Source organism: Nonomuraea sp. NPDC003709 (assembly GCF_040610775.1).
Classification (GTDB): domain Bacteria; phylum Actinomycetota; class Actinomycetes; order Streptosporangiales; family Streptosporangiaceae; genus Nonomuraea; species Nonomuraea angiospora_A.
Genome location: NZ_JBEXMW010000012.1, coordinates 1 through 23,393, shown reverse-complemented (window position 1 = coordinate 23,393; position 23,393 = coordinate 1). Strand labels below are relative to the sequence as shown.

24 protein-coding genes are annotated in these 23,393 nt (G+C 68.6%); 7 read left to right on the top strand and 17 right to left on the bottom strand.

The genetic code is table 11. The features are described from left to right. Nucleotides 1-97: 97 nt before the first annotated feature. The 3 genes from ABZX61_RS32590 to ABZX61_RS32580 all read right to left on the bottom strand — a co-directional run bounded on the left by ABZX61_RS32590 (nt 98) and on the right by ABZX61_RS32580 (nt 3,047). Nucleotides 98-238 (bottom strand): hypothetical protein, encoded by a 141-nt coding sequence (locus tag ABZX61_RS32590; protein WP_355199966.1) that lies wholly within the window; start codon nt 236-238, stop codon nt 98-100. Nucleotides 239-262: 24 nt separating this feature from the next. Further along, nucleotides 263-838 carry a hypothetical protein gene (locus tag ABZX61_RS32585; RefSeq protein WP_355199965.1) on the bottom strand — a complete coding sequence of 192 codons (576 nt, stop codon included), beginning with the start codon at nt 836-838 and terminating at the stop codon, nt 263-265. A 766-nt stretch (nt 839-1,604) separates the two neighbouring features. Continuing rightward, nucleotides 1,605-3,047 (bottom strand): hypothetical protein, encoded by a 1,443-nt coding sequence (locus ABZX61_RS32580; protein WP_355199964.1) that lies wholly within the window; start codon nt 3,045-3,047, stop codon nt 1,605-1,607. A 287-nt stretch (nt 3,048-3,334) separates the two neighbouring features. Between ABZX61_RS32580 and ABZX61_RS32575 the strand changes: the two genes are divergently transcribed. Continuing rightward, entirely contained in the window at nt 3,335-3,493 is a 159-nt protein-coding gene (locus ABZX61_RS32575) for a hypothetical protein (RefSeq protein WP_355199963.1), read from the top strand. Between the two features lie 160 nt (nt 3,494-3,653). Here ABZX61_RS32575 and ABZX61_RS32570 read toward each other — a convergent pair whose 3' ends face one another. The 3 genes from ABZX61_RS32570 to ABZX61_RS32560 form a co-directional block, all read right to left on the bottom strand. Next, nucleotides 3,654-3,998, bottom strand: coding sequence for a CHAT domain-containing protein (locus tag ABZX61_RS32570; RefSeq protein ID WP_355200220.1), 345 nt, complete (start codon nt 3,996-3,998; stop codon nt 3,654-3,656). Then, a complete protein-coding gene (locus tag ABZX61_RS32565; RefSeq protein ID WP_355199962.1) occupies nt 3,989-5,230 on the bottom strand; it encodes a hypothetical protein in 1,242 nt (413 codons plus the stop codon). Before ABZX61_RS32565 ends, ABZX61_RS32570 begins: the two co-directional genes overlap by 10 nt. Nucleotides 5,231-5,535: 305 nt before the next feature. Beyond that, nucleotides 5,536-5,781, bottom strand: coding sequence for a hypothetical protein (locus ABZX61_RS32560; protein WP_355199961.1), 246 nt, complete (start codon nt 5,779-5,781; stop codon nt 5,536-5,538). Between the two features lie 598 nt (nt 5,782-6,379). Here ABZX61_RS32560 and ABZX61_RS32555 point away from each other — a divergent pair. Beyond that, entirely contained in the window at nt 6,380-7,006 is a 627-nt protein-coding gene (locus tag ABZX61_RS32555; RefSeq protein WP_355199960.1) for an ATP-dependent Clp protease proteolytic subunit, read from the top strand. After that, on the top strand, nt 7,003-7,593 hold the full coding sequence (locus ABZX61_RS32550; protein WP_192787173.1) for an ATP-dependent Clp protease proteolytic subunit: 591 nt from the start codon (nt 7,003-7,005) through the stop codon (nt 7,591-7,593). The genes ABZX61_RS32555 and ABZX61_RS32550 overlap by 4 nt, the downstream gene beginning before the upstream one ends. Before the next feature lie 25 nt (nt 7,594-7,618). Here ABZX61_RS32550 and ABZX61_RS32545 read toward each other — a convergent pair whose 3' ends face one another. Next, the gene (locus ABZX61_RS32545; RefSeq protein WP_350727265.1) at nt 7,619-7,993 is read right to left on the bottom strand and encodes a helix-turn-helix transcriptional regulator; all 375 of its coding nucleotides are present in this window, start codon (nt 7,991-7,993) and stop codon (nt 7,619-7,621) included. Nucleotides 7,994-8,510: 517 nt separating this feature from the next. Between ABZX61_RS32545 and ABZX61_RS32540 the strand changes: the two genes are divergently transcribed. Together ABZX61_RS32540 and ABZX61_RS32535 are read left to right on the top strand one after the other, a co-directional pair. Next, nucleotides 8,511-9,491 carry a site-specific integrase gene (locus ABZX61_RS32540; protein ID WP_355199959.1) on the top strand — a complete coding sequence of 327 codons (981 nt, stop codon included), beginning with the start codon at nt 8,511-8,513 and terminating at the stop codon, nt 9,489-9,491. Further along, the gene (locus ABZX61_RS32535) at nt 9,492-9,800 is read left to right on the top strand and encodes a tyrosine-type recombinase/integrase (RefSeq protein ID WP_355199958.1); all 309 of its coding nucleotides are present in this window, start codon (nt 9,492-9,494) and stop codon (nt 9,798-9,800) included. It abuts the gene before it with no gap. A 551-nt stretch (nt 9,801-10,351) separates the two neighbouring features. On the opposite strand, the gene ABZX61_RS32530 is transcribed toward ABZX61_RS32535, so the two are convergent. The 10 genes from ABZX61_RS32530 to ABZX61_RS32485 all read right to left on the bottom strand — a co-directional run bounded on the left by ABZX61_RS32530 (nt 10,352) and on the right by ABZX61_RS32485 (nt 21,553). Continuing rightward, nucleotides 10,352-11,755 (bottom strand): sigma-70 family RNA polymerase sigma factor, encoded by a 1,404-nt coding sequence (locus ABZX61_RS32530; RefSeq protein ID WP_355199957.1) that lies wholly within the window; start codon nt 11,753-11,755, stop codon nt 10,352-10,354. Next, complete coding sequence (locus ABZX61_RS32525) at nt 11,756-13,426, bottom strand: RICIN domain-containing protein (RefSeq protein ID WP_355199956.1); 1,671 nt, start codon at nt 13,424-13,426, stop codon at nt 11,756-11,758. A gap of 150 nt (nt 13,427-13,576) precedes the next feature. Beyond that, nucleotides 13,577-14,902 carry a nucleotide pyrophosphatase/phosphodiesterase family protein gene (locus ABZX61_RS32520; RefSeq protein WP_355199955.1) on the bottom strand — a complete coding sequence of 442 codons (1,326 nt, stop codon included), beginning with the start codon at nt 14,900-14,902 and terminating at the stop codon, nt 13,577-13,579. Beyond that, nucleotides 14,902-16,014 carry a metabolite traffic protein EboE gene (gene eboE / locus ABZX61_RS32515; RefSeq protein WP_355199954.1) on the bottom strand — a complete coding sequence of 371 codons (1,113 nt, stop codon included), beginning with the start codon at nt 16,012-16,014 and terminating at the stop codon, nt 14,902-14,904. Before eboE ends, ABZX61_RS32520 begins: the two co-directional genes overlap by 1 nt. Before the next feature lie 2 nt (nt 16,015-16,016). Then, entirely contained in the window at nt 16,017-16,859 is an 843-nt protein-coding gene (locus ABZX61_RS32510; protein ID WP_355199953.1) for a TatD family hydrolase, read from the bottom strand. Continuing rightward, nucleotides 16,859-17,374, bottom strand: a complete 516-nt coding sequence (locus tag ABZX61_RS32505) for an EboA domain-containing protein (RefSeq protein WP_355199952.1) — start codon at nt 17,372-17,374, stop codon at nt 16,859-16,861. The genes ABZX61_RS32510 and ABZX61_RS32505 overlap by 1 nt, the downstream gene beginning before the upstream one ends. Further along, entirely contained in the window at nt 17,310-18,149 is an 840-nt protein-coding gene (locus ABZX61_RS32500; protein ID WP_355199951.1) for a sugar phosphate isomerase/epimerase family protein, read from the bottom strand. The genes ABZX61_RS32505 and ABZX61_RS32500 overlap by 65 nt, the downstream gene beginning before the upstream one ends. 83 nt (nt 18,150-18,232) lie before the next feature. Then, nucleotides 18,233-19,093, bottom strand: a complete 861-nt coding sequence (locus tag ABZX61_RS32495; RefSeq protein WP_355199950.1) for an SCO3242 family prenyltransferase — start codon at nt 19,091-19,093, stop codon at nt 18,233-18,235. Next, nucleotides 19,090-20,241: an inositol-3-phosphate synthase gene (locus ABZX61_RS32490; RefSeq protein ID WP_355199949.1), complete on the bottom strand. Its 1,152-nt coding sequence runs from the start codon at nt 20,239-20,241 to the stop codon at nt 19,090-19,092. Before ABZX61_RS32490 ends, ABZX61_RS32495 begins: the two co-directional genes overlap by 4 nt. 130 nt (nt 20,242-20,371) lie before the next feature. Further along, the gene (locus ABZX61_RS32485; protein WP_355200219.1) at nt 20,372-21,553 is read right to left on the bottom strand and encodes an ROK family protein; all 1,182 of its coding nucleotides are present in this window, start codon (nt 21,551-21,553) and stop codon (nt 20,372-20,374) included. 131 nt (nt 21,554-21,684) lie between these two features. On the opposite strand from ABZX61_RS32485, the gene ABZX61_RS32480 reads away from it, so the two are divergent. Both ABZX61_RS32480 and ABZX61_RS32475 read left to right on the top strand, forming a co-directional pair. After that, nucleotides 21,685-22,779: a Gfo/Idh/MocA family oxidoreductase gene (locus tag ABZX61_RS32480; RefSeq protein ID WP_355199948.1), complete on the top strand. Its 1,095-nt coding sequence runs from the start codon at nt 21,685-21,687 to the stop codon at nt 22,777-22,779. Nucleotides 22,780-22,781: 2 nt separating this feature from the next. Then, the coding region (locus ABZX61_RS32475; protein WP_355200218.1) for an ATP-binding cassette domain-containing protein at nt 22,782-23,393 on the top strand (612 nt) is incomplete at its 3' end.

The window sequence follows — 23,393 nt, the reverse complement described above, 5'->3', positions numbered from 1 at the left end:
TTCCGCGGCCTTAACACCCACCGGTACGCGCTGCACGGTCGCCTCAAGACGGTGGCCATGGCAGACCACGGGGCACTCGCGAGTTCCTGCGGTCGAATTAACGGCCGGTCAGTTCTGTGACGTCGACCGCGTTCACCAGCGCCTGCAGCTCCGGCTTGAGCCGGAGATCGAGCGGGTACGCCTCCTTGGCGGCGCCCTTCTGATTGATCATCAGGTTGTCGCCGGTGTCGTTGACCACGGTGGCCGCGTTGACGGCGTCCCATCACACGCCGTCGAAGGAGCGCCACTCGAAGCGTCCGGCGAGCATCGCCTCCACGCCATGGTCGGTGAGCACGCGGGTCAGGCGGGCGCGTTCGCGGCCCCGTGCGTGCTCCATCGTGGTGCGATGGGGGGCGAAGGCGGTCTGGCAGTAGCGGACGGCCAGGCTGGCCAGGCCGGTGATGGCGCGCTGGTTGCCGCGGGCGAGGTCGTCGAGGGTGGCGGGCAGGGCTGTGTGCCGGCGCAATTGGTCCACTTCGCGGCGCACCCGGGAGGGCGGGGTGTCGGCCAGCGCGTCGATGCCGTTCTGCCGTCCGGCCTGGGCGTGGTGCGGGGTCAGGAAGTCGGGGAAGTAGGCCTTGATCGGCATCAGCGTCCGCCGTACCGGCGTCGGCGGGCCCATCTCGGCCAGGTCAGCGCCTGCCTGCCGCCGCCAGCCGGTCATGTCCTCGCTGCCGCCGGGTCTTTGCAGCACGTGCAGGCCCATCGCCATTTCCCACAGCTCATCAATGCGCGAGGCGATGCGCACCCGGGCCAGATCCTCACCGGTAAAGACGATCCTCAAGGTTCCCCCGGTCATGCCCGCATACTCCGTGGTGCGGATCACCAAGCGATCACCGCCCTGTCGACGGTGCTGGGAGCGAGGCTGTGGCCTGGGTGTTCCAGACCAGGCTGGAACAGGGTGACGCGCGGGAGCCTGGCGCTGTGAACTGGCCTGGACCGATCCCCGACAGCAAGGGAAGGTATCCTTTCGATGATCAGACACGTGAGGCGGATCGCCGCGCTCGCCCTGGCCGCAGGCCCCGCCGCCGCCACCCTGCCTTTCGCCAGGGTCGCGTCAGCCCCGGCCCAGGCGGCCGCCGCAGGCTGCGAAGTACACATCGGGCTCACCAGCAATCCGGCAACTACACCAAGGGGTTCGGCAGCAAGCTGAACTGCGGCAACGGCGACAGTTGGCTGCAGATCCAGCGCAAGCGCTGGTATGGGTGGGAGCCCATGGGGCCCGAGGTAACGGTGCGCGGAAGCGGCGTGATGTACCGATCTCCTACTTTTACAAGGGCACGGGCAAGCACACCTGGCGCACCAGCCACGTGATGCGGAAACTCAGCGGCGATGCCGTGTTCAAGTTCTCCAACGAGATCAGAGTCACCTGCTGACACGGGGAGCTTTGAGCGGGTAGCCACCGCTGCCTCTGAGCCCGAGGGCGCCTGTCGTCGCCGGTGGGGTAGACGAACGCGGCACCGGTCTCCGCTTCTTCCGGGGCCTGGGCCTCGTCTGCGACCAGGCTGATGGACAGCCGGGCTGCGGCGGGGATGCGGGCGATGCGGCGTGAGGGCCGGTCGGCGTCAAGCATCCAGCGGTTCGTTCAGGACTTCGAGCCAGCCGTTGACCATCCGCACCTTCTTGCCGAGCGCCTGCGAGATGGCGGCCTGCCATCGGGGATCGTGGTCGCGATGGGTGCCGATCTCCTTGAACGGTGCTCGGCCGCGCAGGCCTGCGGGGTCGAGGTCGTCCGGGAGTCTCAACAACGACAGCTTGGTGAGTGCTGGGAGATCGGCTATGCCGCCGAGGTCTTCCAGCGCGGGGCTGCCCCACAGGGTCAGCTGGCGCAGCGACGGGAGATCGTGGCCGGTTCCTGGCGTGCGCAGCCCGCCGCATCCGTCCAACCACAGATCGGACAGTGCGGGCAGGTCGCCAAGCCCGTCGAGGTTGTCCAGGATGTCACAGTGGCGGATGGTGAGCTCGTTCAGCGATGCCGAGCGAGGGAGTGAGGAGGCGTCGGTGACAGGTTGCCCGGAGAGGAGGAGCTTACGCAGCGCGGGCACGGCGGACAGAGGCGAGAGATCGCGCACCTCGGGGCTGTCGACGATCGAGACCCACCGGAGCGACGGCAGCTGTTCGACGCCTTCGAGCGAGGCGAGGCCGGCGCACCCGGAGATCACCAGCCCTTCCAGCCCGGTGAGGCCGGCGATCCCTCGTAGGTCGGTCAGCTTGTCGCAGCCCGTCAGGCTGAGGCGGGTGATCCCGGGAAGCGTGCCGAGGCCCCGCAGGGACGTGAGCCGGGCGCATCCCTCGATCTTCAGGGTAGTCAAGGCCGGTTTATCGCCGAGCCCTTCGAGGTCTTCCAGACGGACGCATCGAGAGACGTTCAGTTCGGCGAGAGCGGCGAGTTCCGTTAGGTCGGCGAGATGGCTGATGCCGGTCCTGGACAGATCGAGACTTTCGAGGCCGGTGAGAGCCTTGAGCGGGGCGAGGTCGGTGACTGTGCGGCAGCCGGCCAGGTTGACTGTGGTCAGCTCGGTGAGGCCGGCGATCGGGGCCAGGTCGGAGATCTCAGGGCATTGGTCGAGATCGAGATGGACGAGGTTGCCGAGGGCGGCGAGCTCGTCCAGGACCGTGATGTCCTTGCGGCGCGAGATCCGCAGGCGGCGGAGCGTCGTCAGGTGGCCCACACCCTCCAATGTGTGTTTCCTGCCGAGGTCGAGGTCGGTGCGCTGCTCGCGGGCGAAGGCGGGAGCGAGGAGGAGTCGAGCGAATTCGCCGCGGTCGGTAGCGGCCGGCCACAGTTTGAGCAGCCTGTCCGTTGGCGGTTCCGCTATCACGGCGAAGTCGGCGGCGAGTTCGGTCGCGGCGGTGGTGCCGATGCCGTAATCCATGACGACCAGCTCACGTATCGCCCGCCAGGCGCGGGACGGTGAGGGCGGCTTTTCTTCGCCCAGCAGACTGCGGAGTGCGGCCAGTTGAGGTGATTCGCCGGTTCGGGGTGTCATGGCGATCACGATATCCACGTCGACAGACGGATGGACGATGCCGAGGCCGAGCCCGGCATCGCCACAACGTCTACCCGCGCATCAACCAACTGCCGAGCCGGCATGACACGAGCGTGGCAGAGACAGCGACATCAACCGTGGCACGTCACACCCCGGGGACGGACCGTTGCGCCAGTTCACCCTGGCCAACTCTGCGTCTGCCGATAACTACATCCGCCCACGTCATGGCCATGTGAGGGCTTCGCGTGGCGTGCGCGAGCTCCGGCCACCAGGAGAGGCAAACGCGTGCGGCATGATGATCAGCCGTGCTCCTTCGCCTCGCCTACCTCATCGTCACAAGCACCTTCGCCGCACTGCGGCTGCTGCCCATAGGCGATCGAGACAAGGACATCGAGATTCTCGCCCTGCGCCTGTCCCGCTCGCAAACACGGCTTCGCGCTGTGAGCTGGGGTTTTGCTGCGTGATCAGAGCGGCGGGCCATTGTGCGCAAGGAGGCCTGGCCATCGCACGATGACACCCTGGCCGGGCACTTCCTGGGTCGCAACACATTCACCCCTGCACCAGGTGATCGGCGCGTTCGACCTGCGGCCGCGCGGTTCACCTGGAGCATCGGCTCGCACCGTTTCAAGGCGGCCGGCTCGGTGTAGCGCTTTCGGCTGCCCGGCCGAAGTGCAGCAGCCCCGCCAGATGCCGGGGGGCAGCGGATCGCAGCTCGTGCAAGGCGTCATGCAGGGCCTCTGCCCCGGAACGGCCGCGTGCCGCGGCCTGCCGGTAGAACGCCTCAGCGGCCCGTACGGCGAAGTCGTCCGAGAGTGGCCACAAGCAGGCCACCACGTCGGCGAATCCCGCGAGGTGGAACGCGGCGCCGATATGCAGGGCCTCATCGGGCAGCCGGTGCCCGGCTTGGCCCGTGCCGCAGACCGACAGATACGCGAACTCGGCCCCCCCGCAGCAGCCGGCTACCGGCAGCGGGTACGCGGTCGGCCCAGGACGGTGACCAGGCGGTCGAGCAGGGCGGGATCGTTGGGCAGCGCGCCGTGCTCCACGCCGGGATTGTCTGTCAGGCTGAAGTGATGGCAGTGCATGGCCCGCCAGGCCAGGATGGCGTTGTTGGTGATGTCCTCCTGGTTACCGTCGCCGTCGCGCCGCAGGAAGCCACCGGGGTCGGCGATCTGGCCGGTGGACAGGTTCGCCAGCCGGGCCCCGACGACCGTGGGCAGGCCGGACCCCTTCTCCCCGTAGACGTCCACGTCGGGGAACGACCCCGGATCGGCGAACCGGACGAAGCCGATGTAGTACGCGGCGATCTTCCCGGCCGTCGGCAGCCCCGCGTCGGCGAACAGGCGCGGATAGTCGCGAGGCGTGTAGGAGCGGTCCGTCGAGGAGTCGCGAATGACGACCTCACGGTCGCCGAAGACCGCCGGGTCGGCCGCACTCATGTAGGTCGAGGGGGCGCTCTGGTACATCCGCGCGCTGCTCCGCGCGTTCTGTCTGGTCGTGGGGTAGCCGAAGTCCTGGATGTTCTGCCCGGTGAACATCAGGGAGTACATCAGGCCCTGCCCCGGCATGTTGCCCGCGATCGGGGTGAAGCCGTGGATGTAGCGGTCTCGCCATGCCTGGCTGGTGTGGGTGAGCAGGTATTGGGCATACAGCGGCCCGTTGGAGTGGCCGACCAGGTGCACCGGCCGCTCGCCGTTGTCGCGGTAGGTGTCCTCGATGAGCCGGCGGGTGCGCTCGAAGAAGCCGCCCATGTCGGGGGTGAGCCGGGCGTCGTACCCGGCGACCCGGATGTCCCGGTCGCGGACATACCCGGCGGTCTCCAGCCTGCGGTAGAGAGCCTCGTAGTAGGGTGCGCTGTCCGTGCGGCCGTATTCCATGATCTCGACGGTGACGCCCGGTTGCTCGGCGAAACGCCCCGGCATCGGCAGCGACGGATCGTCGCGGTAGCGCAGGGTGAGCAGCCGGTCTCGGCAGATCTGGCTGAACCTGCTCGGCCGGTCGTTGCGGAACCAGTCCTGGAAGGTGCCAGAGCGCGGGCAGCCCGGCGCCGTGGTCTGGTCGCGTACGGTCGCCTGGAGCTTGGTGAAATGGAACGCGGGGAACAGCACGACCGGGGGTTTCTCCCGCGCCGGAGACCCGGACGGGCCGGGCTGGCCCGCGGTCAGCCCCAGCGGGACCAGCGCAGCCAGCACACCGTGCATCCAGCGACCGTCAAACAAGGCCATCCCTCTCAGCCACTCAATGTTCCAAGCGGTCGTTACCCACGATCACGTTCTGTGATACCTGCTGGTCGGAGGGACAGCCAGGACCGCTCGATCGGCCCAGTTGGGCTTCGGCCGGACGACCTGACGCCGCAGCACAGCCAGCTCATGCCGGAGCACCATGATTTCCATGTCTTTGGACGCCTGACCACGTCCCAGGAGCATCAGCAAGCCGAACACCTGGATCATGAGCAGATAGAGGAGACGGAGAGGCACGGGAACTGATCCTGGACCGAGCCGCCACCTCAGGTCGATCCGCAGGTCAAGCACCCCGCGACGGATTCTGAAGCGGTACAGGCCAGCGCCTTCGGCAGCGTGCCGCGGGCGATCTCGGCGGGAACGCCCGTGTTGGCGCCGGGCCCGCTGCCGGGCACCACGATGAGGTCGGCCAGCTCGGGTGCCCCGTCGTTCTCGACCTCGACCGTCGTCCCGTTGGCAGGTGCACCGTGCCCGGCCCGTCGACGCGTATCTGCACCAGCGGGCGCGACCATCGGCTCCTCACCGGAGACGTACGGAGGGCATTCGCCGAGCTGACGGCTACGCCGCCGGAGGCGTGATCTCCACCGCCGACGACCTCAGCGCCTTTCACCGGGAGCGCTGGACACGTACGAATTGCTGACGAAGGAGGAACTAAAGGGTCTCAACGCCGGCCGACCGCCCACGGATCCCCGCTACCCACCCTCGAGGTGTGCGAGAGCCAGGGTGAGTACAAGGCCGTCAAGAGCAACTCGCCCGGCTTCACCACCCCCACCTTCGGCTCGCGGGACGGGGCGGGTCCAGCTCATCATGTCCCTCACCCTGGCCAGCGCCCACCGCGATCCCGCCATCGACCCGCTCGCCTCCAGGACGGGGGACGCCATCCTCTGCCCCGAGTAGTGACTGGCGACACTCGATCCGCTGTCCATGCCGAGCGAATGCTCAGGTGCCCATCCGGAAACCGGCTCCTGACCAGATGCGCCCTGAAGCCGACCCGAGTGCCCTGCGGAGCGTGACCATATGCCCCTGCTCAGGAGGTCACGCTGCTCAGAGCAGATCTGCCGCAGGCGGATCGTGTCGACGCCGATGCGAATCGCCTCACATGATGGACGCATGAGCGAAGAATCGAAACTTCCCCTGTTCAACCAGCGGATGAGACGCGAGCTTTACGAGCAGCGTGTTCTCGTTCTCGACGGCCCTCTCGACGACGACAATGGGACACTGCTGGCCACGCAACTGATAGCACTCGCCACCCAGGACGCGTCGACCGATATCGCATTGTGGATTCACTCCCCGGGCGGCTCGGTCCCCTCGATGCTGGCGATTCGCGACATCATTCGCCTCATTCCCTGTGACGTATCGACCCTCGTGCTGGGCATCGCTTACAGCGCCGGGCAATTCCTGCTGTCGTCGGGGGCCCGAGGCAAGCGCCGTGCCCTGCCGCACGCACGCGTCCTGATGCACCAGGGCTCGGCGGGAATCGGTGGCACCGCGGTCGACATCGAACTGCAGGCCGGCGACCTCCGGCATACTCGTGACACGGTGCTCGGTCTTATCGCCGAGGACACGGGCCAGCCCGTCGAGCGCATATTCGAGGATTCTCTGCACGATCGTTGGTACACAGCGCAAGAGGCGCTCGACTACGGTTTCATAGATGCGATCGTGCAGACCTTTGACGAAGTCGCGCCTCACAATCGCCCGCGGCCCGGATTCGGCGTCACCGAAGGAGTCGGCAAGTGACCACATATACGATACCGAACGTCATCGCGCAGAATCCTCGAGGCGAGCGGATCATGGATGTCTACTCGCACCTGCTCACCGAGCGAATCGTTTATCTGGGCACCGCGATCGACGCGGGCGTCGCCAACGCGCTCATCGCGCAGCTGATTTTTCTGGAGTCGGACAACCCCGATGCCGAAATACAGTTCTATATCAACTGCGAAGGTGGTGATCCGAGTGCGATGCTCGCGATATACGACACCATGCGCCATATCCGCCCGCGGGTTTCGACAACCTGCGTCGGACAAGCCGTCGCGGTCGGTGCCGTCCTTCTCGCCGCGGGTGCCGAGGGAAAACGTGCCGCTCTCCCCCACGCACGCGTGATCCTGCACCAACCAGCCGCTCAGGGGCGCGGAACGATCCCCGACCTCATCTTGCAGGCCGACGAGGTTGTACGAGTCCGGGCAGACATCGAGCGCATCCTGTCACGGCACACCGGCCAGACGATCGAGACCCTACGCGCCGACACCGATCACGATCGCGTGTTCACCGCGACCGCGGCCTTGGAGTACGGGCTCCTCGATCAGATCATCGAGGAGCACTCATAGGCCCGCGAACAACCCCGGCAAGCCGCTAAGCGGCCAGAGCATACGCCGCCGAGCAGACAGCACCCCTCGACCCGCTGGGCTGAGCAGACCGCAAACTCTCTGCGACAGCAAGAGTCAGATCGACCAGGGTCACATCCAGCGCGCCGGCGACCGCGGCGATCATTTCACTCGACGGCTCTTTGACGCCTCTTTCCATCTCGGAGAGATATTGCGGCGAGACTCCGGCGCGACCCGCCGTCTCACTCAACTTCTCGCCTCGCTGTTGACGAAGGCCCCTCAGACACTCACCGAGCACCTGCCGCCACAGCGGCTCGCGAGCCGGAGAGGGCTTGAGGGCGGTCCGATCGATCGCTGGACGTAGCGGCGAGATGGAAGATGGCTGCGGGATGGAGGAGGCCATACTCCACACCATAGGTAGACAGCGCTGTCGAATTCCGCTGGCTTCGCGCAGAGCGGAACCAGTCCCTGCCTCCTCCGTTCGGCCTCAGGCGCACCTGCGCGCTCACCACAGGGTCACCGCGGCGGCGATTGCTCGGGTGACGTTGGTGACCAGCCACACGAGCAGGGTGCGCACCGTACTCGGCGCAGCGAGATCAGGCGGGTCGGGTTGCCGGCGATGTGGGCTTGGGCCGGTCGTCTGGGTGGTTCGCAGCGGTGAGGTCCGGGTGGCCGTCGCACAGGGCGTGGCCTGCCTGGGCCAGCCGAGCACGCCGCCGCTGGTGTAAGGCGGCAAGCCCCTCCCACACCCGGCAGACCCTCGTCACAGTCCTGCATCCGGCGACGTGACGGCGCGTTCACGACGGGGCCGGTTCGTCGAGCCCCACGTATTTCAGCCACTCGCCCTGAGGTCGTCCCTGATCGAGTGCAAGTCCTAGCCGGCGCGTCTGTCGTCGCACACCGTGGAGGAGGTGGGGCAGATGGCAAAGACACGTGTGCAGGTCAGCAGGCGATGCGGCTGCGTGGATGCGGAAACAGGACGTCAGCGAAGCGTCACGTGTCCGCGTCTGCCGGTAGATGACGATCACGGCAGCCGGTATTTCGCGGTCCAGGTACGCGACCTGGACGGGCAGCGACAGCGCGTCCGCCAAGGTGGCTACGCCGACCCCGAGGAAGCGCAAGCGGCAGGCCGAGCCCTGGCCGCTGCCGACCGCGACGGCGCAGGGGCCGGATGCACCCTCGGACAGTGGCCGGCACGCTGGCCGGCCCCCAAGGACGCCCTGCGTCCGTCGACCCGGCAGGGCTACGCCACGCACATCCGTCTCTACCTCATCCCACAGTTGGGACGGATCCTGCTCCACCAACTCACCTCCCGCGACGTCAACGAACTGCTCGCGACGCTCACGTCCCGTCCCTCGCCGACCGGTCGCCGACTGTCGCCCGCTACCGTGGTGCGAATCCACGCCACCTTGCGGACCGCGCTGAACGCGGCGGTGCGTGCCCGGCTGATCCCGGTCAACCCTGCCAACGGAGCCGAACTCCCCCACCCCCGCCGACCGCATCCAGTCGTCTGGACCGCCGGACGGACCGCGCGCTGGCAGCAAACAGGAGAACGTCCGGCAGTGGCAGTCTGGACCGAACAACAACTCGCGGCCTTCCTGACCGACATCGCGCAGGACCGCCTGTACGCCGCCTGGTGGCCGGCCGCGCTGCGCGGGCTGCGCCGCGGTGAGCCGGCCGGGCTACGCTGGACGAACGTCGACCTGCACGCCGCGGAACTGACGGTGGCCCAGCAGCGAGTACACGCCGACGACCAGGTCGTGGTCGGCCTGCCGAAAAGCGCCGCCAGCTACCGGGTGGTGGCCCTGGACGCGCAGACCGTGCGGATGCTGACCCGGCACCGCGAGCGGCAAGAGGAGCTGAGCGCGATGGCGGGCACACGCTGGCAGGACTCGGGATAGGTGTTCACCACCGCGACGGGTGCGGCTCTGCGGCCGGACTACCTCACCGGCCGATTCCGCCGGCTGGTGGCCGCCTCAGGCTTGCCACCGGTCCGGCTGCACGATCTGCGCCATGGCGCCGCCACGCTGGCGCTGGCCGCGCACACCGATCTGAAGGTGGTGCAGGCGATGCTGGGGCACGCCAGCATTGTGCTGACCGCCGATACGTATGTCTCGGTGCTGCCGAAGGTGGCCCACAAAGCTGCCCAAGAGACGGCGAGGCTGGTGCTGAGAGCGGCGTCCAAGCTCAGGCGGGAGCTCAGCACGTGACCCAGCTTGCCTCACATTTGCCCCACGCCACCATCGAGCGTGACCGCGGTGCGAGTTCCCGCAGGTGGAGAAGCGCGCCCTGCAGGATTCGAACCTGCGACCGTCGGATTAGAAGCAAGATCCTTTTGTGTCGCGTCGTGCCGTCGGGTGATGGTTCGTGCCACCTCAGCGCGTTTTGCGTGTCAGGCGGTGCCGGGTCCTGACGGGGCCTGCCGGGGCGTGCGAGCACGCACCGAGCACGGCTGACACCCCAATTGATCAACGTAGGTGGGGTCGCACGAATGAATCCTGCCCCCGCAGCACGCTGGCACTACATGTAGATGGAGGAGCCCGCGGCTTCATCACCCAGCCGGTTCGCGCTCAACGATCGTCTCAAGACGTTTACTACCGGGCGCTCCCTGTGATCCAGCAGGACGGCCTTCGCGGGACACGAGAGCACACCACGAGCACGGCTCTCCCTGGCCCGTTGGACCAGGGAAACCCTGGACGCTTCGATGAGCCGGTGATGGGAGAGCATCGCCGGTATGGATGCGACAAGGAATAGATCACGATCATCCGCGAGTGGACACGAGAGTGATTCGCTGGTCGAGAGATCCCGTGTAAGCGCCATACAGAATGAACGCCGTCGGCGGGCGTTTGCCGGCGAACTCCTTGCCGATCGAGAGCGACATGCCGGAGGACACGCTGATCAGACGCGGTACCCCATCGGAGAAGGTGGGTGTGTGCCAGCGCTGGGCGGAGGCGTCGGAGCAGCGCGAGAGCCGGACCGCACGCATGCCGCCCCCGTTGAAGGCGACGTCGTCGTACTTCTCCCCCGCAGTCAGACACAGTCCGCTGACGATGTTGACGAGCTGGAACCCTTGAGGGTCTCCCTTGTTGCGCCAGGCTGTCCGCGCGTCGGTGCAGCGCGGCGTCGCGATCCGGCCGCTGATCACACCGATGCAACGGCCGACGTAGGAGATCCGGGTGCCAGGGACCGCCCTCGGAGTGGGCTTCCGGGTGGGTGTCGGCGTGGATCTCCGGGTCCTCTTGGGCTTGGAGGTGGGCTTTGGCTCGGGGGAATTCCTCAGTGTCGGTTGGGCCGCGGGTGGAGATGGGGACGGATTTGAGGGATCCGGTGGCAGGGCCACCAGCACAACCACTGCGGTGGCCGCGATCGCCGTCGTGATCAACGCGGGCGTCACCCAGCCCACTCCTCCGGCGGTGCCACCCTTCGCCTTGCCCATGGCAAGGGGCAGAGCGACGATCAGCAGCGCGGCCCGCAGCCTGGTGTTGAGATCGAGCAGCTCGCCGTAGGCCCGCGTGCAACTGGGGCAGGACTCGAGATGCGCGCGCAGCGACCGCGGAAGCCGCCCCTTCTTCTTGCGTACGGCGGCGGCCAGCGGCTCGGCGAACTCGCGGCATTCAGGGGAAGCACCCGCCATGTGCGCGGCCAGATAAGCCTTGCGCAACCCCTCGCGGGCGCGGAAGGCCAGCACGTTCACGTTGCCGGTCGTGATGCCGAGGATCTTGGCGACCTTTTCGGGCGTTTCCTCCTCGATCAATGTGTGCCACAGCACGGTCTGCCAGCGTGGCGGCAGGGAACGATAGGCGCGGCTCACCAGGTCATCGGGCAGTTCCGGCGCCTCCACCGTCAGCGCATCTTCCCTGAACTCAGAGGTCAGGACCAGCCGCTGATCGGAGCGGGCCCACTCGGCCGCCGTGTTGCGAACCACTGCATACAGATAGGGACGCCACGGCCCCTCGGGACCGGCCGTACCAGAGCGGACGGTCCGGAGGGTGCGGGTGAACGCCTCACTGGCGAGATCCTCCGCCGTCTGCGGGTCTGGACACAGACGGCGGGCAAGAGCGAGGACAGCCGCGTGGTGCCGCTCATGGAGCTCGGCGACGGCGCGGCTGTCTCCCGCCCTGACCATGCGGGTCAGGGCGGTGTCCTCGATGGCGGCCTCCGTCACCTACCTGATCACGAACCTCAGCGCGTTCTTCGTGTACGCCGCCTTGGCATACACGCGAGCCGACTTGCCGACGGGGAGACCGACGAGCCGGGTAGCTCTTGTGGTCGCGCTCTTCACCGTCACCGTGCCGTCCTGCTGGGATTCCAGCAGCCAGTGCTGGCTTTTGGCAGTGCCGCGGCAGGTGGTGAGGACGACAGCGCGTTTACCCTGGCGGGCCGCGCCGAGAGCCAGGCAGCGGCTGCTGTATCGCAGTTGCACGGCCCCGCGGACGACCGGTACGACGCGCCACTTCGTCCGGCACGCCCCTAGGCTCGCCTGTGAGCGGGTGGCGGTCAGGCAGGTCCCATACGAGCTCTTGAAGCTGGCGGTCCGTGCCTGCTGCCCAGCCGACGGGAGCGGTTCAGGGACCGCCGTCGGAGCCGCGGAGGGTTCAGGCGTCCGGGTCGGAGTGGGAGTCGTGGTTGCCTCCGGGTTCTTGGCCGGGGTCGGCGCGGCTGTGGTGCCGCCGAGCAATTCGGCCACGAAGCTGCCTCCGCCGTCGCGCACCGCCGGAGCTCCGTCGTTCTTGTCCTTGATGGACAGGCGTCCACCGGCCCGGCTGACGAAGCTCGTCCGCTCCTGCTCCGCCTGGGGCAGCCACTGCTGCGACCGTTCCTTCTCCACGCACTTCTCGATCGTCACCGTGGCGGCCATCTTCAGGCACTGGCCGGTTCCGGCGTTGCGGATCGTCAGATAGCCGTCGGCGTCGATGCTCCGCTGCCAGGTCTGGTTCTTGGCGTCCGTACACGAGCCCTGCACCACCTGCTGCCCGCTGCCGTCGAGACACTTGCCGTTATCGACCACTTTGATGCGGAGGTTCCACACCGGGCTCGGCTGATCCTGGATCAGGTACGGGCTGAACGCGACATTCCTGTTCTTCGCCAGCGGCGGCTGCTTGACCGGGGTCGGCTCGAAATAGCGGAACTCGTCGATCCGGCACGAGTCGAGGTGATAGTTCGACGCGGCGTCGCTCTTGCACTCCGGCTTGCTGCCCGAATTGCGGCAGAGCGGGTCGTTACCGTTCTTGGGATCGTCGTTGCAGTGCGAAAGCCCGAAGGTGTGCAGCAGCTCGTGGGTGAGCCCGGCTTCGCCCCAGCACCAGCGAGGCAGGATGGCGCCACCATTGCTGAGTCCGGCGTCGGCACCGCCACCCGTGCACGAGTTGGTGATGTCGTTGTCCCTGACGAAGAACAGCGGCTTGACACGATTGGTAGGCCAGAGCTTGCGTACCAGGGCCGGCTGGGCGGCGAGGTTCTCCCCGAGCGCCTTGCTCATCTCCGCCCGGTTGCGGCCCTTGACAAAGGGCAGCTTCGCCACCACGGGACGGCAGTCGCCATCCTGCAGGAACCGGATTCTCCGGGAGATCTCGAACGGTTGAGCGCTGGCGTCGAAGGTCTGGTCCGTCTCCCAGATGGCATTCAACAGGGCGCCCAGATCGGCGTCGTACTTGTCCTGCTCTGGCTGATAGACGTAGATCGGCAACACCCATCCCTTGTCCGGCGAATCCGCTGCGTCGCAGGCGAACCGCGATCGCGAAGCCGCCACCGCCGAGGTGGACCACGGTACGGTCAGCACTCCCGCCAGCATCGACAACAGCAACGACAGCGGGAGGAGCAATCTGATTCTGTTCATTGGAGCTCCTTTCGCCAGGAAGGAGTCGATCCAACGATGCGAATTACGCGGCTTGGAGATTTTTCTGGGGAAGTCGCTACAAGAGGGCACTGCAGTGGCAGGGTTGGCAGGCCTTCCAGTCCAATCACGCTGGCCGGGCGCGGCGGGCGGTTAGCGGCGGCTCAGGGTGGTGAGAAGGTCCTTGACCTCGGTCGCCGCGTAGGCGTCGCCGTCGAATGGGCCGATGAGGACGGGGCCGTCGGCGGGATCGTCGGGTAGGCGGCCGTGGCTGCCGCGGACCGGCGAGGGGTCCAGCGGCACGACGGACATCGTGTAGCGAAACCCCAGCTTCTTCCTGGCCAGCGCTGCCGCAGCGCGGAGCTTGACGAACGGGTCCCGGGGGTCCATGAACAGCTCGGCCGGGTCGTAGCCGGGCTTGCGGTGGATGTCCACCAGCCGCGCGAAGTCCGGCGCCCGATCGTCGGAGAGCCAGTAGTAGTACGTGAACCAGGCGTCGGGCTCGGCCACCGCGACGAGTTCCCCCGCGCGTTCGTGGTCGAGGCCGTACTTCGCTTTGCCTGTCTGGTCGAGCACCTCGTCCACGCCGGGCAGGGCGGCGATGACGTCGCGAACACGGTCGAGGTCGGCAGGGTCACGTACGTACACGTGGGCCACCTGGTGGTCGGCGACGGCGAAGGCACGGGAGGTCCACGGGTCTAGGTACTCCATCCCGGCCTGGGTGTAGACCGCCAGCAGGCCTGCGGTGCGCAGCGCCCGGTTGATGTCCACTGGGCGGGAGGCCGGCGTGATGCCGTATTCCGACAGCACCACCACCTCTGCGTCCTCTTCTAGGAGCGGGGCCAGCGCGGCGTCGACGGCGCGGGCCGCGGCGATCGCCTCGGGACCGGCGGGGCCGTACCGCTGCAGGTCGTAGTCGAGGTGAGGCACGTAGACCAGCAGCAGATCCGGCCGTTCGCGGGCCAGGATGCGGCGGGCCGCAGCGATGATCCATTCGGAGGAGGCGATCCCGGCGTTCGGGCCCCAGTAGGTGAACAGGGGGAACGGTCCCAGCGCCGCCTCGAGGTCGTCGTGGAGTGAGGCCGGGCGGGTGTAGCAGTCGGGCGACTTGCGGCCGTCGGCGTGGTAGATGGGGCGCGGGGTGACGAGCAGGTCGGTCGCGGCGCCCATCGCGTACCACCAGCAGACGTTGGCGGTGCGCAGGCCGGGCGCGGCGCTCCACAGTTGGTCTCCCTGGATGAGCGCGTTGTGCTGGCGCCACAGGAGCACCTCGCCGAGGTCGCGGAAGTACCAGCCGTTGCCCACGATGCCGTGCTCGCGCGGTGGCGCGCCGGTGAGCAGGGTGGCCTGCATCGAGCAGGTGACGGCCGGAAGGATCGGGCGGAGGCCGGCGGCCGGGCCCACTTTCGCCACGTTGAGCATGTGTGCCAGCAGGCGCGGGGTGAGCCCGACGACGTTGATCACGACCAGTGGCGCCATCACAGCTCCTTCAGACCGAGCGCGGCCAACTGCCGCCGGGTCCAGTCGAGTTCGGCGGCGATGCCTTCGGCGAGGTCCGGCGGTGCGCCGGGGAGCACGTTCCAGGTGTAGGTCTCCACCTCGATGTGCCGGGTGAGCGGGGCGGGGCCGCCGAGCAGGGCATCCAGCACTTCCCGCAGGTAGGGCGCGGTGGTGGTGAGCGGTGGCGGTGGTGCGGCGTGCAGCGGTACGTGGAAGTGCACCCGCCAGCGCTCCCCCATGGGCAGCCCGCCGGCCAGCGCCTCGCCCAGATCGTCGGTGAATCCGCTCGGCGAGCGCGTCTGGTGCAGGAAGCGGGGCTCGTCGAACGCCTTCAGCGTGTCCTGGCTGCCGGGTGGTGCCTCCAGGGCGCACGAAGCCTGAAGCTTGACGATGGGGAGTCCGAGGCCGGCTGCCGCGGCGGCTTCCTCGAAGCCCACGGCCAGGTGGCAGGCGTCAAGGCATACGCCAAGGTGGTCGCGGTCGACGTCGGCGAGCAGGCGGGTGGCCTGCGGGGTGGTCTCGACGATGCAGCCAGGCTCTGGTTCGAAGCCCAGCCGGATCGTCTTGCCGGTTCGATCGGCCAGATCGCGCAGTCCACGAGCGGCGGCGTCGAGATTGGCCGCGACCGCTGCCGCCTTCTCCGCCGTCCAGCCGGTCCGCCAGGCGAGGGGCAGCGTGGAGATCGTGCCCTCGGTGACGTCGTCCGGCAGCAGCGCGGCGAGGATCTCGGCGAGCCCCAGGGTGTAGCGCAGCCGCTCCGCGTCGGCCCAGTCAGGGGCGTACACGCGGTACTTCACGATCTCGTCGTGAAAGCCGCGGTACGGGAACCCGTTGAGGGTCACGACCTCCATCCCAAGTTCGGACAGCCGCTCACGCAGGCCGGCGAGCTCCCCGGGCCGGGCAAGGAGATCCGCTGCGGCGTGCTGCGACAACCACAGGCCGAGACCGAGCCGTTCGGTGCCGAGCAGATTCCTGACCCTCGCCGCGATACCTGAGAGCTGTCCATGGATGCCGGGGAGATCCTCGGCAGGGTGCACGTTGGTGCAGTAAGCCAGGTGCACGGTCGAGCCGTCCGGGTGGCGCAGTCGCATGGTCAGCCTCGCTTGATCGTGTTGCCGGCGTAGTCTGGGTCGGGTGAGCCGGTCTCCAGATCGAGCCGTCCGCTCTGCCCGTAGAAGGCGACCGGATTGCGCCAGAGCACCTGGTCCACATCGTCGTCACCGAAGCCGGCGGCGAGCATGGCGTCGCGGACCTCACGGGTCTTCAGCGGGTCGCTGCGGCCCCAGTCGGCGGCCGAGTTCACCAGCATCCTGGCGGTGCCGTACTCCTTGAGGATCGCCACCATCCGGCCGGGGTCCATCTTGGTGTCGGGGTAGATCGAAAACCCCATCCAGCAGCCGGAATCGGCGACCATACCGACGGTGGGCTCGTTGAGGTGGTCGACGAGCACCCGTTCGGGCGGGGTGCCCGCCGCCTTGACGACGTCGAGGCTGCGGCGGGTTCCCGCGACCTTGTCTCGGTGGGGGGTGTGCACCAGGATCGGGAGGTCGTTCTCCGCCGCCATCGCGAGCTGGGCCTCGAAGGCCCGCTCCTCGGCGTCGGTCATGGAGTCGTAGCCGACCTCGCCGACCGCGACGACGGAGTCCTTCAGCAGGTATCGCGGCAGTTCGGTGAGCACCTCGGCGCAGCGCGGGTCGTTCGCCTCCTTCGGGTTGAGCGCGAGGGCGCAGTGGTGGTGGATGCCGTACTGCGCGGCGCGGTACGGCTCCCAGCCGAGGAGCGCGTCGAAGTAGTCGAGAAAGCTCCCGACGCTGGTCCGCGGCTGGCCCAGCCAGAAGGCGGGTTCGACCACGGCGCGTACCCCGGCGTCGTACATCCGCTGGTAGTCGTCCGTGGTCCGGGAGGTCATGTGGATGTGCGGGTCGAAGATGCGCATCAGGTCCTCTCCAGGATGTCGTGGGGAACCGGGCGTCCGGCCGCCCGCCGCTCCGTCGCGAAGTCCGACAGCATGCGGGTCAGCTCGACGTCGGTCCGGCGGTCGAGCCCGGCGATGGAAGCCAGCGGGATCTCCATGAAGACGCACTTGAGCACGCCCTGGCGGAAGGCGTGGTCGTCGAGCCACCGCGCGCCGTACGGCCCGAGGGCCGCGGCCACCAGCCGCGCGTCGTTGGTCCGCAACGCGTCCTCGACCAGCGGGATCGCTGCCGCGCCGAGGCCGAGCTCGGGCAGGGCCGCCAGGATCGTCAGCCGCTCACCGCTGTCGCCCCGCTCGTAGAGCGCTCGTATGGTCGCCTGGTCCCCGTGCAGCGCCGCGAGCAGCGCGCGCCGCGCGCCGGTGCCGCCCCGCCGTTCGGCCTGCGGGAAGAGCAGGTGTACGGCGCCGTGGTCAGCCTCGACCTGCGACAGCGCCCGCGCCAGCCACTCCCTCGCCCGCGGCCCCATCTCGCCCATACTGTCTCCTTCCTTCCTGACTCGCCGTCCTGAGGAAATCGATCGACCGGCGGGCGACCTGCGGTGCCGCGTGGCAGTGCCGGGCGAGCTCCACGGCCACCTGGCCCCGATAGCCGGCCAGCGCGGCGAGCACCGGCGGGAAGTCGATCTCGCCCTCGCCGAACTGCAGGTGCTCGTGGACGCCTCGGCGCATGTCCTCGATCTGCACATGCACGAGATACGGCAGCGCCCGCCGGACGCATGCGGGCACGTCGTCCGGCTCCAGGCAGTGGCAGTGCCCGATGTCGAGGGTGAGCCCGAAGCGAGGGTGACCGCCGAGCATGGCACGCAGCCCCTCGAATCCGGCCAGGTCTTCCACGAGCATTCCGGGTTCGGGCTCGAATCCGAGTGTGATGCCGAGGCGGTCGGCTGTGGTGAGGAGCCCTTCGCACTGGCGCGCCAGCCGGGCCCACGCCGTCTCCTCGGGCACGTCCTCGGGCTTGGCTCCGCTCCACAGGTGCACCACGGGAGCGCCCAGGTCGGCGGCGATCCGCACGGCCTGGCTCAGGAATCCGACGCGGCGCTCGGCGTCCTCGCTGATGAGGGTGGGGTGGTGCTTGCGGCGGGGGTCCAGGGTGTAGCGACCACCCGTCTCGATGACCGCATTCATACCGAGCCGGTCGAGCAGGCCCGCGATGCGGTTCACCTCGGCGGTCAATCCGGGGGCGTATGGGTCCAGATGGCCGTGATCCAGGGTGATGGCGGCACCCGTGTAGCCCAGCTCGGACAGGATCACGAGGGCCTCGTGAAGTCGATGGCCGGCAAATCCATTGGTGCAATAGGCCCAGTTCAGGGCCGGAGCCTTCACGCCGGTCCGGGTCATGACGTGGCCATCCGGGCCGAGAGCCACCTGCCCGCGGGCAGCGCGCCGAGTAACACCCCTGCCGCCGGCAGCCGTCCGCTGCCCGCGACCGCCGCCGCCTGCAGGGGGATCAGGCCGAGGATGCTCGCCCGGACGGCCTTGCGTACCTGCTCGGGGTCGGGGCGGGCGCGTAACCCTGCCTGGGCCGGGATGGTGGCGGCGAGATGGCCGGTGAGGAGAAGGACCGCGCTCGCCCGCGCGGCGGTGTCCTTCGAAGAAGGACTGTCACGCAGGCAGGACACGGCCGCAAGCCCGGCCGCAGCGGTGCTGGCGGCGAGCGCGCCGCGCACTGTCTTCACCGTCGCCCCGGTCACTTCGGCTCTGCCAAGGATGCTGATCCCGTAGGTGTGGGCGCCGATCGCCAACGCCATCGGGGCGGCGGCCCTGACCTGTGGGCCCGCGCCGAGCAGCACGTCTAGTGCGCGGCAACTCGCCATCGTGGCCGGTCCCAGCGGGGTCCGTTTGAGTCCCAGGTCGTACGCCCACACGGAACCGGCCAGTAACCCGGCCACGCCCAGGGCGCGGCGACCGCCGGACGCCGCGGCGACGATCAGACCCGCGCCGGTCAGCCCGGCCGCGATGCCGAGCGCGGTGCCCGGGCGTACCCGGCCCGAGGGGATGGGGCGTTCCGGCCGTTCGACGGCGTCGGCCTCGCGGTCGGCCCAGTCGTTCAGCGCCATGCCCGCCCAGTAGATGAGCACCGAGGTGAGGGCCAGGCCAGGTGTGGAGCTCCGCCCGGCGGCGGCGGCCCCGGCCATCATGTCCCCCGGCACCGACAGCGCGGCGGGGGCACGGACCAGTTCGAGCAGCGCCTTCACGAGGCATCCCCAGCCAGGTCCGCGGCGAACGCGCGCAGCCGGGAGTACTGGGCGGCGAGCGCATGCTCATCCGCGCCCAGCGGGTCCTTGAAGAAGAAGCCGAGGTCTGCCAGCACGCCGTACCGCCCGCGCTCGTGCGCGCGAGCCACCAGCCGGGCCAGATCCAGGACGAGCGGAGCGGCGAGCGCCGAGTCGCAACCCTGCCAGGTGAACTGGAGGCTCATGCGCACGCCGAGGAAGCCCTCGAAGGTCACATGGTCCCAGGCGGTCTTCCACTCGCCAAGATCCTCGACGTAGTCGATGTGCGTCTCTCCTTCGACGGGCGTGCCAAGGATCCCGGCGACGGCCCGGTCCTTCGAGAGCGCCTTGCTCGCCCGGGCCGCCGGGTCGGCGAGGGTGGCGCCGTCTCCCCCTCCGAGCAGGTTGAGCCCGGACCATGAGCGGACCCCCAGCGACCTCTGCGCGAACATGGGCGCCAGGGCGCTCTTGACCAGGGTCTCGCCGGTCTTCCCGTCGCGCCCGGCATACGGGACGGCCCGCAACTCCGCGAGCTCGGCCAAGGCCGGCAGGACAGGCCCGGTCGACGGGGTGAACTCCACGTAGCCGCAGCCGGCGCGGAACGCCGCATAGGCGTAGAGGGAGCTCGTCGGCAGCACCTCATCGCCCGCGGCGAGCCGCTCTTCGAGGTCGGCCAGACTCTGGAACTCCGGGCGTGGGGCGGTGGGAGGCTCGGTCGACGAGACGTTGACGACGACCACCCGGGCGAGCCGGTGCCGGTCGCGGAAGTCGGCGATGTCGTCGGCCAGGCGGCCCGCGGCTGCCGCCTGGGTGTTGTCGCCGGGAACATGACCCGGTCTGATCTCCGCGTCGGCGGCGTCGAGATCCTGGTCGAGCAGTCCGGGCAGGCCCGCCGGCACCACTCCCGCCTTGCTCAGCTGTTCGGCGCGCTTCCGTAAGGGGACTTCAGTGATGTCGTGGCCGCCGAAGATCAGGCCGGCGATCGGAACCAGACCTCCGGGGAAATCCGGAGACTCGGTGACGCAGCTCTGGGCCGGTAAAGCACCCGCCCTGACCGCGGCGGCACCGATGGTCGCGGTGGTCGCCACGGATCCGCGTGCTCCGATGAACCAGACGCCGACCTTGCGCATAGGAGCTCCCGTTCATTCCGCGTATACCGGTATGGAGTTGACATACCGGTATGGGATTACGCGGATCGTAAGAGCCCTTTTATCGACGGTCAAGCATAAGTCTGCCGACTCTCGCCCTAACTGGCGCCGGTCAGGCCGACAACGCCTGGTCCACGGCCTCCGGCGACAGCATGTGCTCGATCATCATCACCGCCGCGCCGACCACCCCCGCCCGGTCGCCGAGCTCGCTGACACGAATGCTCAGATGCTGGGTGGCGAGGGGCAGGGACCTGCTGTAAATCACCTCTCGAAGTCCGGCGAGCAGGTGCTCGCCCGCTCCCGCGAGGTCACCGCCGATCAAGATCACGGCTGGGTTGAAGAAGTTCACAATGGAGGCCAGGACGACGCCGACCTCCCGGCCTGCCTGCCGGACCAGCTGGATGGCCTCGGTGTTGCCCGCACGCACCAGGCGTACGACGTCGCGGCTGTCGGCGGTCTCGTGGCCCGCCGCGTGCAGGCGTGCGGCCAGCGCCGCGCCGCCCGCCACGGCCTCCAGGCAGCCGACGTTGCCACAGCGGCACACCACGTTCTCCTCGGACGAGGGCACCCGGATGTGGCCAATGTCCCCCGCCGCACCTTGCGCACCGCGGTGCAGGCTGCGGCCGCTGATGATGCCACAGCCGATGCCGGTGCCGATCTTGACGTAGATGAGGTGCTCGGCCCCGGACCGCCCAGCCCAGTATTCACCCAACGCCATCATGTTCACGTCATTGTCGACCAGCACAGGGACACCGAGCCGAGTGCCGAGCCAGTCGGGCACCGGAAAACCGTCCCAGCCGGGCATGATCGGCGGGTTGACCGGCTTGCCGGTGTCATGCTCCACCGGACCCGGCAGGCCGACGCCGACTCCGCACACGTCGGCGAGATGGCGGTCGCACTCGGTGAGGAGCTCGCGGAAGGCGTCCACGAGCCAGGTCAACACGGCCTCCGGACCGCGGGCGATGGGCATCTCCACTTCCTGCTCGGCCACCATCGTGGCCGCCAGGTCGGTCACGGCGAGCCTGGCGTGCGTCGCACCAAGGTCAGCCGCGAGTACGATCCGCGCACTCTTGTTGAAGGCGAACGCCGTCGCCGGACGGCCGCCAGAGGAGATCACGTCGTCGGCCGGCACCACCCAGCGCTGACTCAGCAAGGCGTCGAGGCGGAGGGACACCGTGGACCGCGCCAGGCCGGTGAGCTCGACCAGCTCAGCGCGGGTGCGGGCCCGCCCGTCGCGCAGGAGCGAGAGCAGAGCCCCCGCTCCGGCCGCCGAGCTGCTTGCGCCGGTCAGCATGCTCTCAGTCAACAAGCGCTCCATTTCGTCGAGAGATGCACACTTTCTATGATCCCTCATGCGCCATTATGCCATTTACACTTCAACTTTTGCTTGACCGTCGGCATAAGTGCGATCTAGCATCCGGCAACATGAAGGACATAAGCCGGAAACCGGATGATGCTCCGCGTGTAGGGATCGTCGGCACCGGTTTCATGGGCCGGGTGCATGCCCGCGCCGCGCGCATGGCCGGGGCAACGATCGCCGGGGTGGCCGGGTCGCGATTAGAGAAGGCGCAGGAGGCCGGACTGGGTGCTGCCAGGGTCTTCGCCTCCGGCGACGAGCTCATCGAGTCCGGCGAGATCGATCTGGTGCATATCTGCACCCCCAACCATCTCCACGCCCCATTCGTCCTCAAAGCGCTGTCGGCCGGGCTGGCCGTCGTCTGCGAGAAACCGCTGGCCGGCGACGCGATGACCGCCGCGCTCATGGCGGGCCGGGCGGCCGAGGCGGGACTGGTCGCGACGGTGCCGTTCGTGTACCGCTTCCACGCCATGGTGCGGGAGGCGCGGGAGCGGGTCGCCTGCGGTGACATCGGCAGGATCAGCTTGATCCAGGGAAGCTATCTCCAGGATTGGCTTCTCCGCCCGGACGACGACAACTGGCGGGTGGACCCCGAGCTCGGCGGGCCCAGCCGGACATTCGCCGACATCGGCTCCCACTGGTGCGACCTGGCGGAGTTCGTCACCGCCGACCGCATCGTCAGCGTCTGCGCGCAGACCGCCATTGTCCAGTCCAGTCGGGCGACCAACACACCCGTCGTGACGGAGGACGTGGCAACCGTCCAGTTCCGCACCGCCTCCGGCGCCGTCGGCACGCTCGCCACGAGCCAGGTCTCCCCGGGCCGCAAGAACCGCCTGTTCCTGGAGATCTCAGGCACCGAGGCGAGCCTCGCGTTCGACCAGGAACAGCCCGAGCTTCTCTGGGTCGGCGACCGCAGCGGATCGCGGACGCTCATGCGCGACCCGGCGATCCTTTCCGAGGCGGCCCAGCCGTATTCGCCGCTCCCGGCCGGACACCCTCAGGGCTACCATGACTGCTTCGACGCCTTCGTCGCCGACACCTACGCCGCGCTCCGTGGCGAGCATCGTGACGGGTTGCCGGTGTTCGCGGACGGCGCCCGAGCCGCCGCCATCTGCGAGGCCGTCCTGACCTCGGCGCGGACCGGGGGGTGGACCGAGTGCTGAGCATGCGTGGCATCGGCAAGAGCTTCCTGGGCGTGCGGGTGCTGTCCGGAGTGGACCTGGACGTGACGGCCGGCGAGGTGCACGCTGTCGTCGGCGAGAACGGAGCCGGAAAGTCCACCCTCATGAAGATCATCTGCGGGGTACACGCGCCGGACGAGGGCACCGTCGAGATAGACGGGCGGCCGGTTTCCTTCGGCCACCCCCTGGACGCACAGCGTTCCGGTATCGCGATCATCTACCAGGAGTTCAACCTGCTGCCCGAGCGCACCGTCGCCGAGAACGTCTTCCTCGGGCGCGAGCCCGTCAGGCGCGGCCTGGTCGATCGGGCCGCCATGGAGCAGGCGACCGGGCGGCTCCTCGACGAGCTCGGCGAGCACTCCTTCGGCCCCCGCGACGCCGTCAAGCGCCTGTCGGTGGCCCAGCAGCAGGTCGTCGAGATCGTCAAGGCGTTATCGGTGAACGCCCGGCTCGTCGTCATGGACGAGCCCAGCGCGGCGCTCGCCGAGCACGAGGTCGAGCTGCTCTACCGGCTGATCGGGCGGCTGAGGGAGCGTGGCGTCGCCGTCGTGTACATCTCCCACCGATTACGCGAGGTGTTCGACCTCGCCGACCGG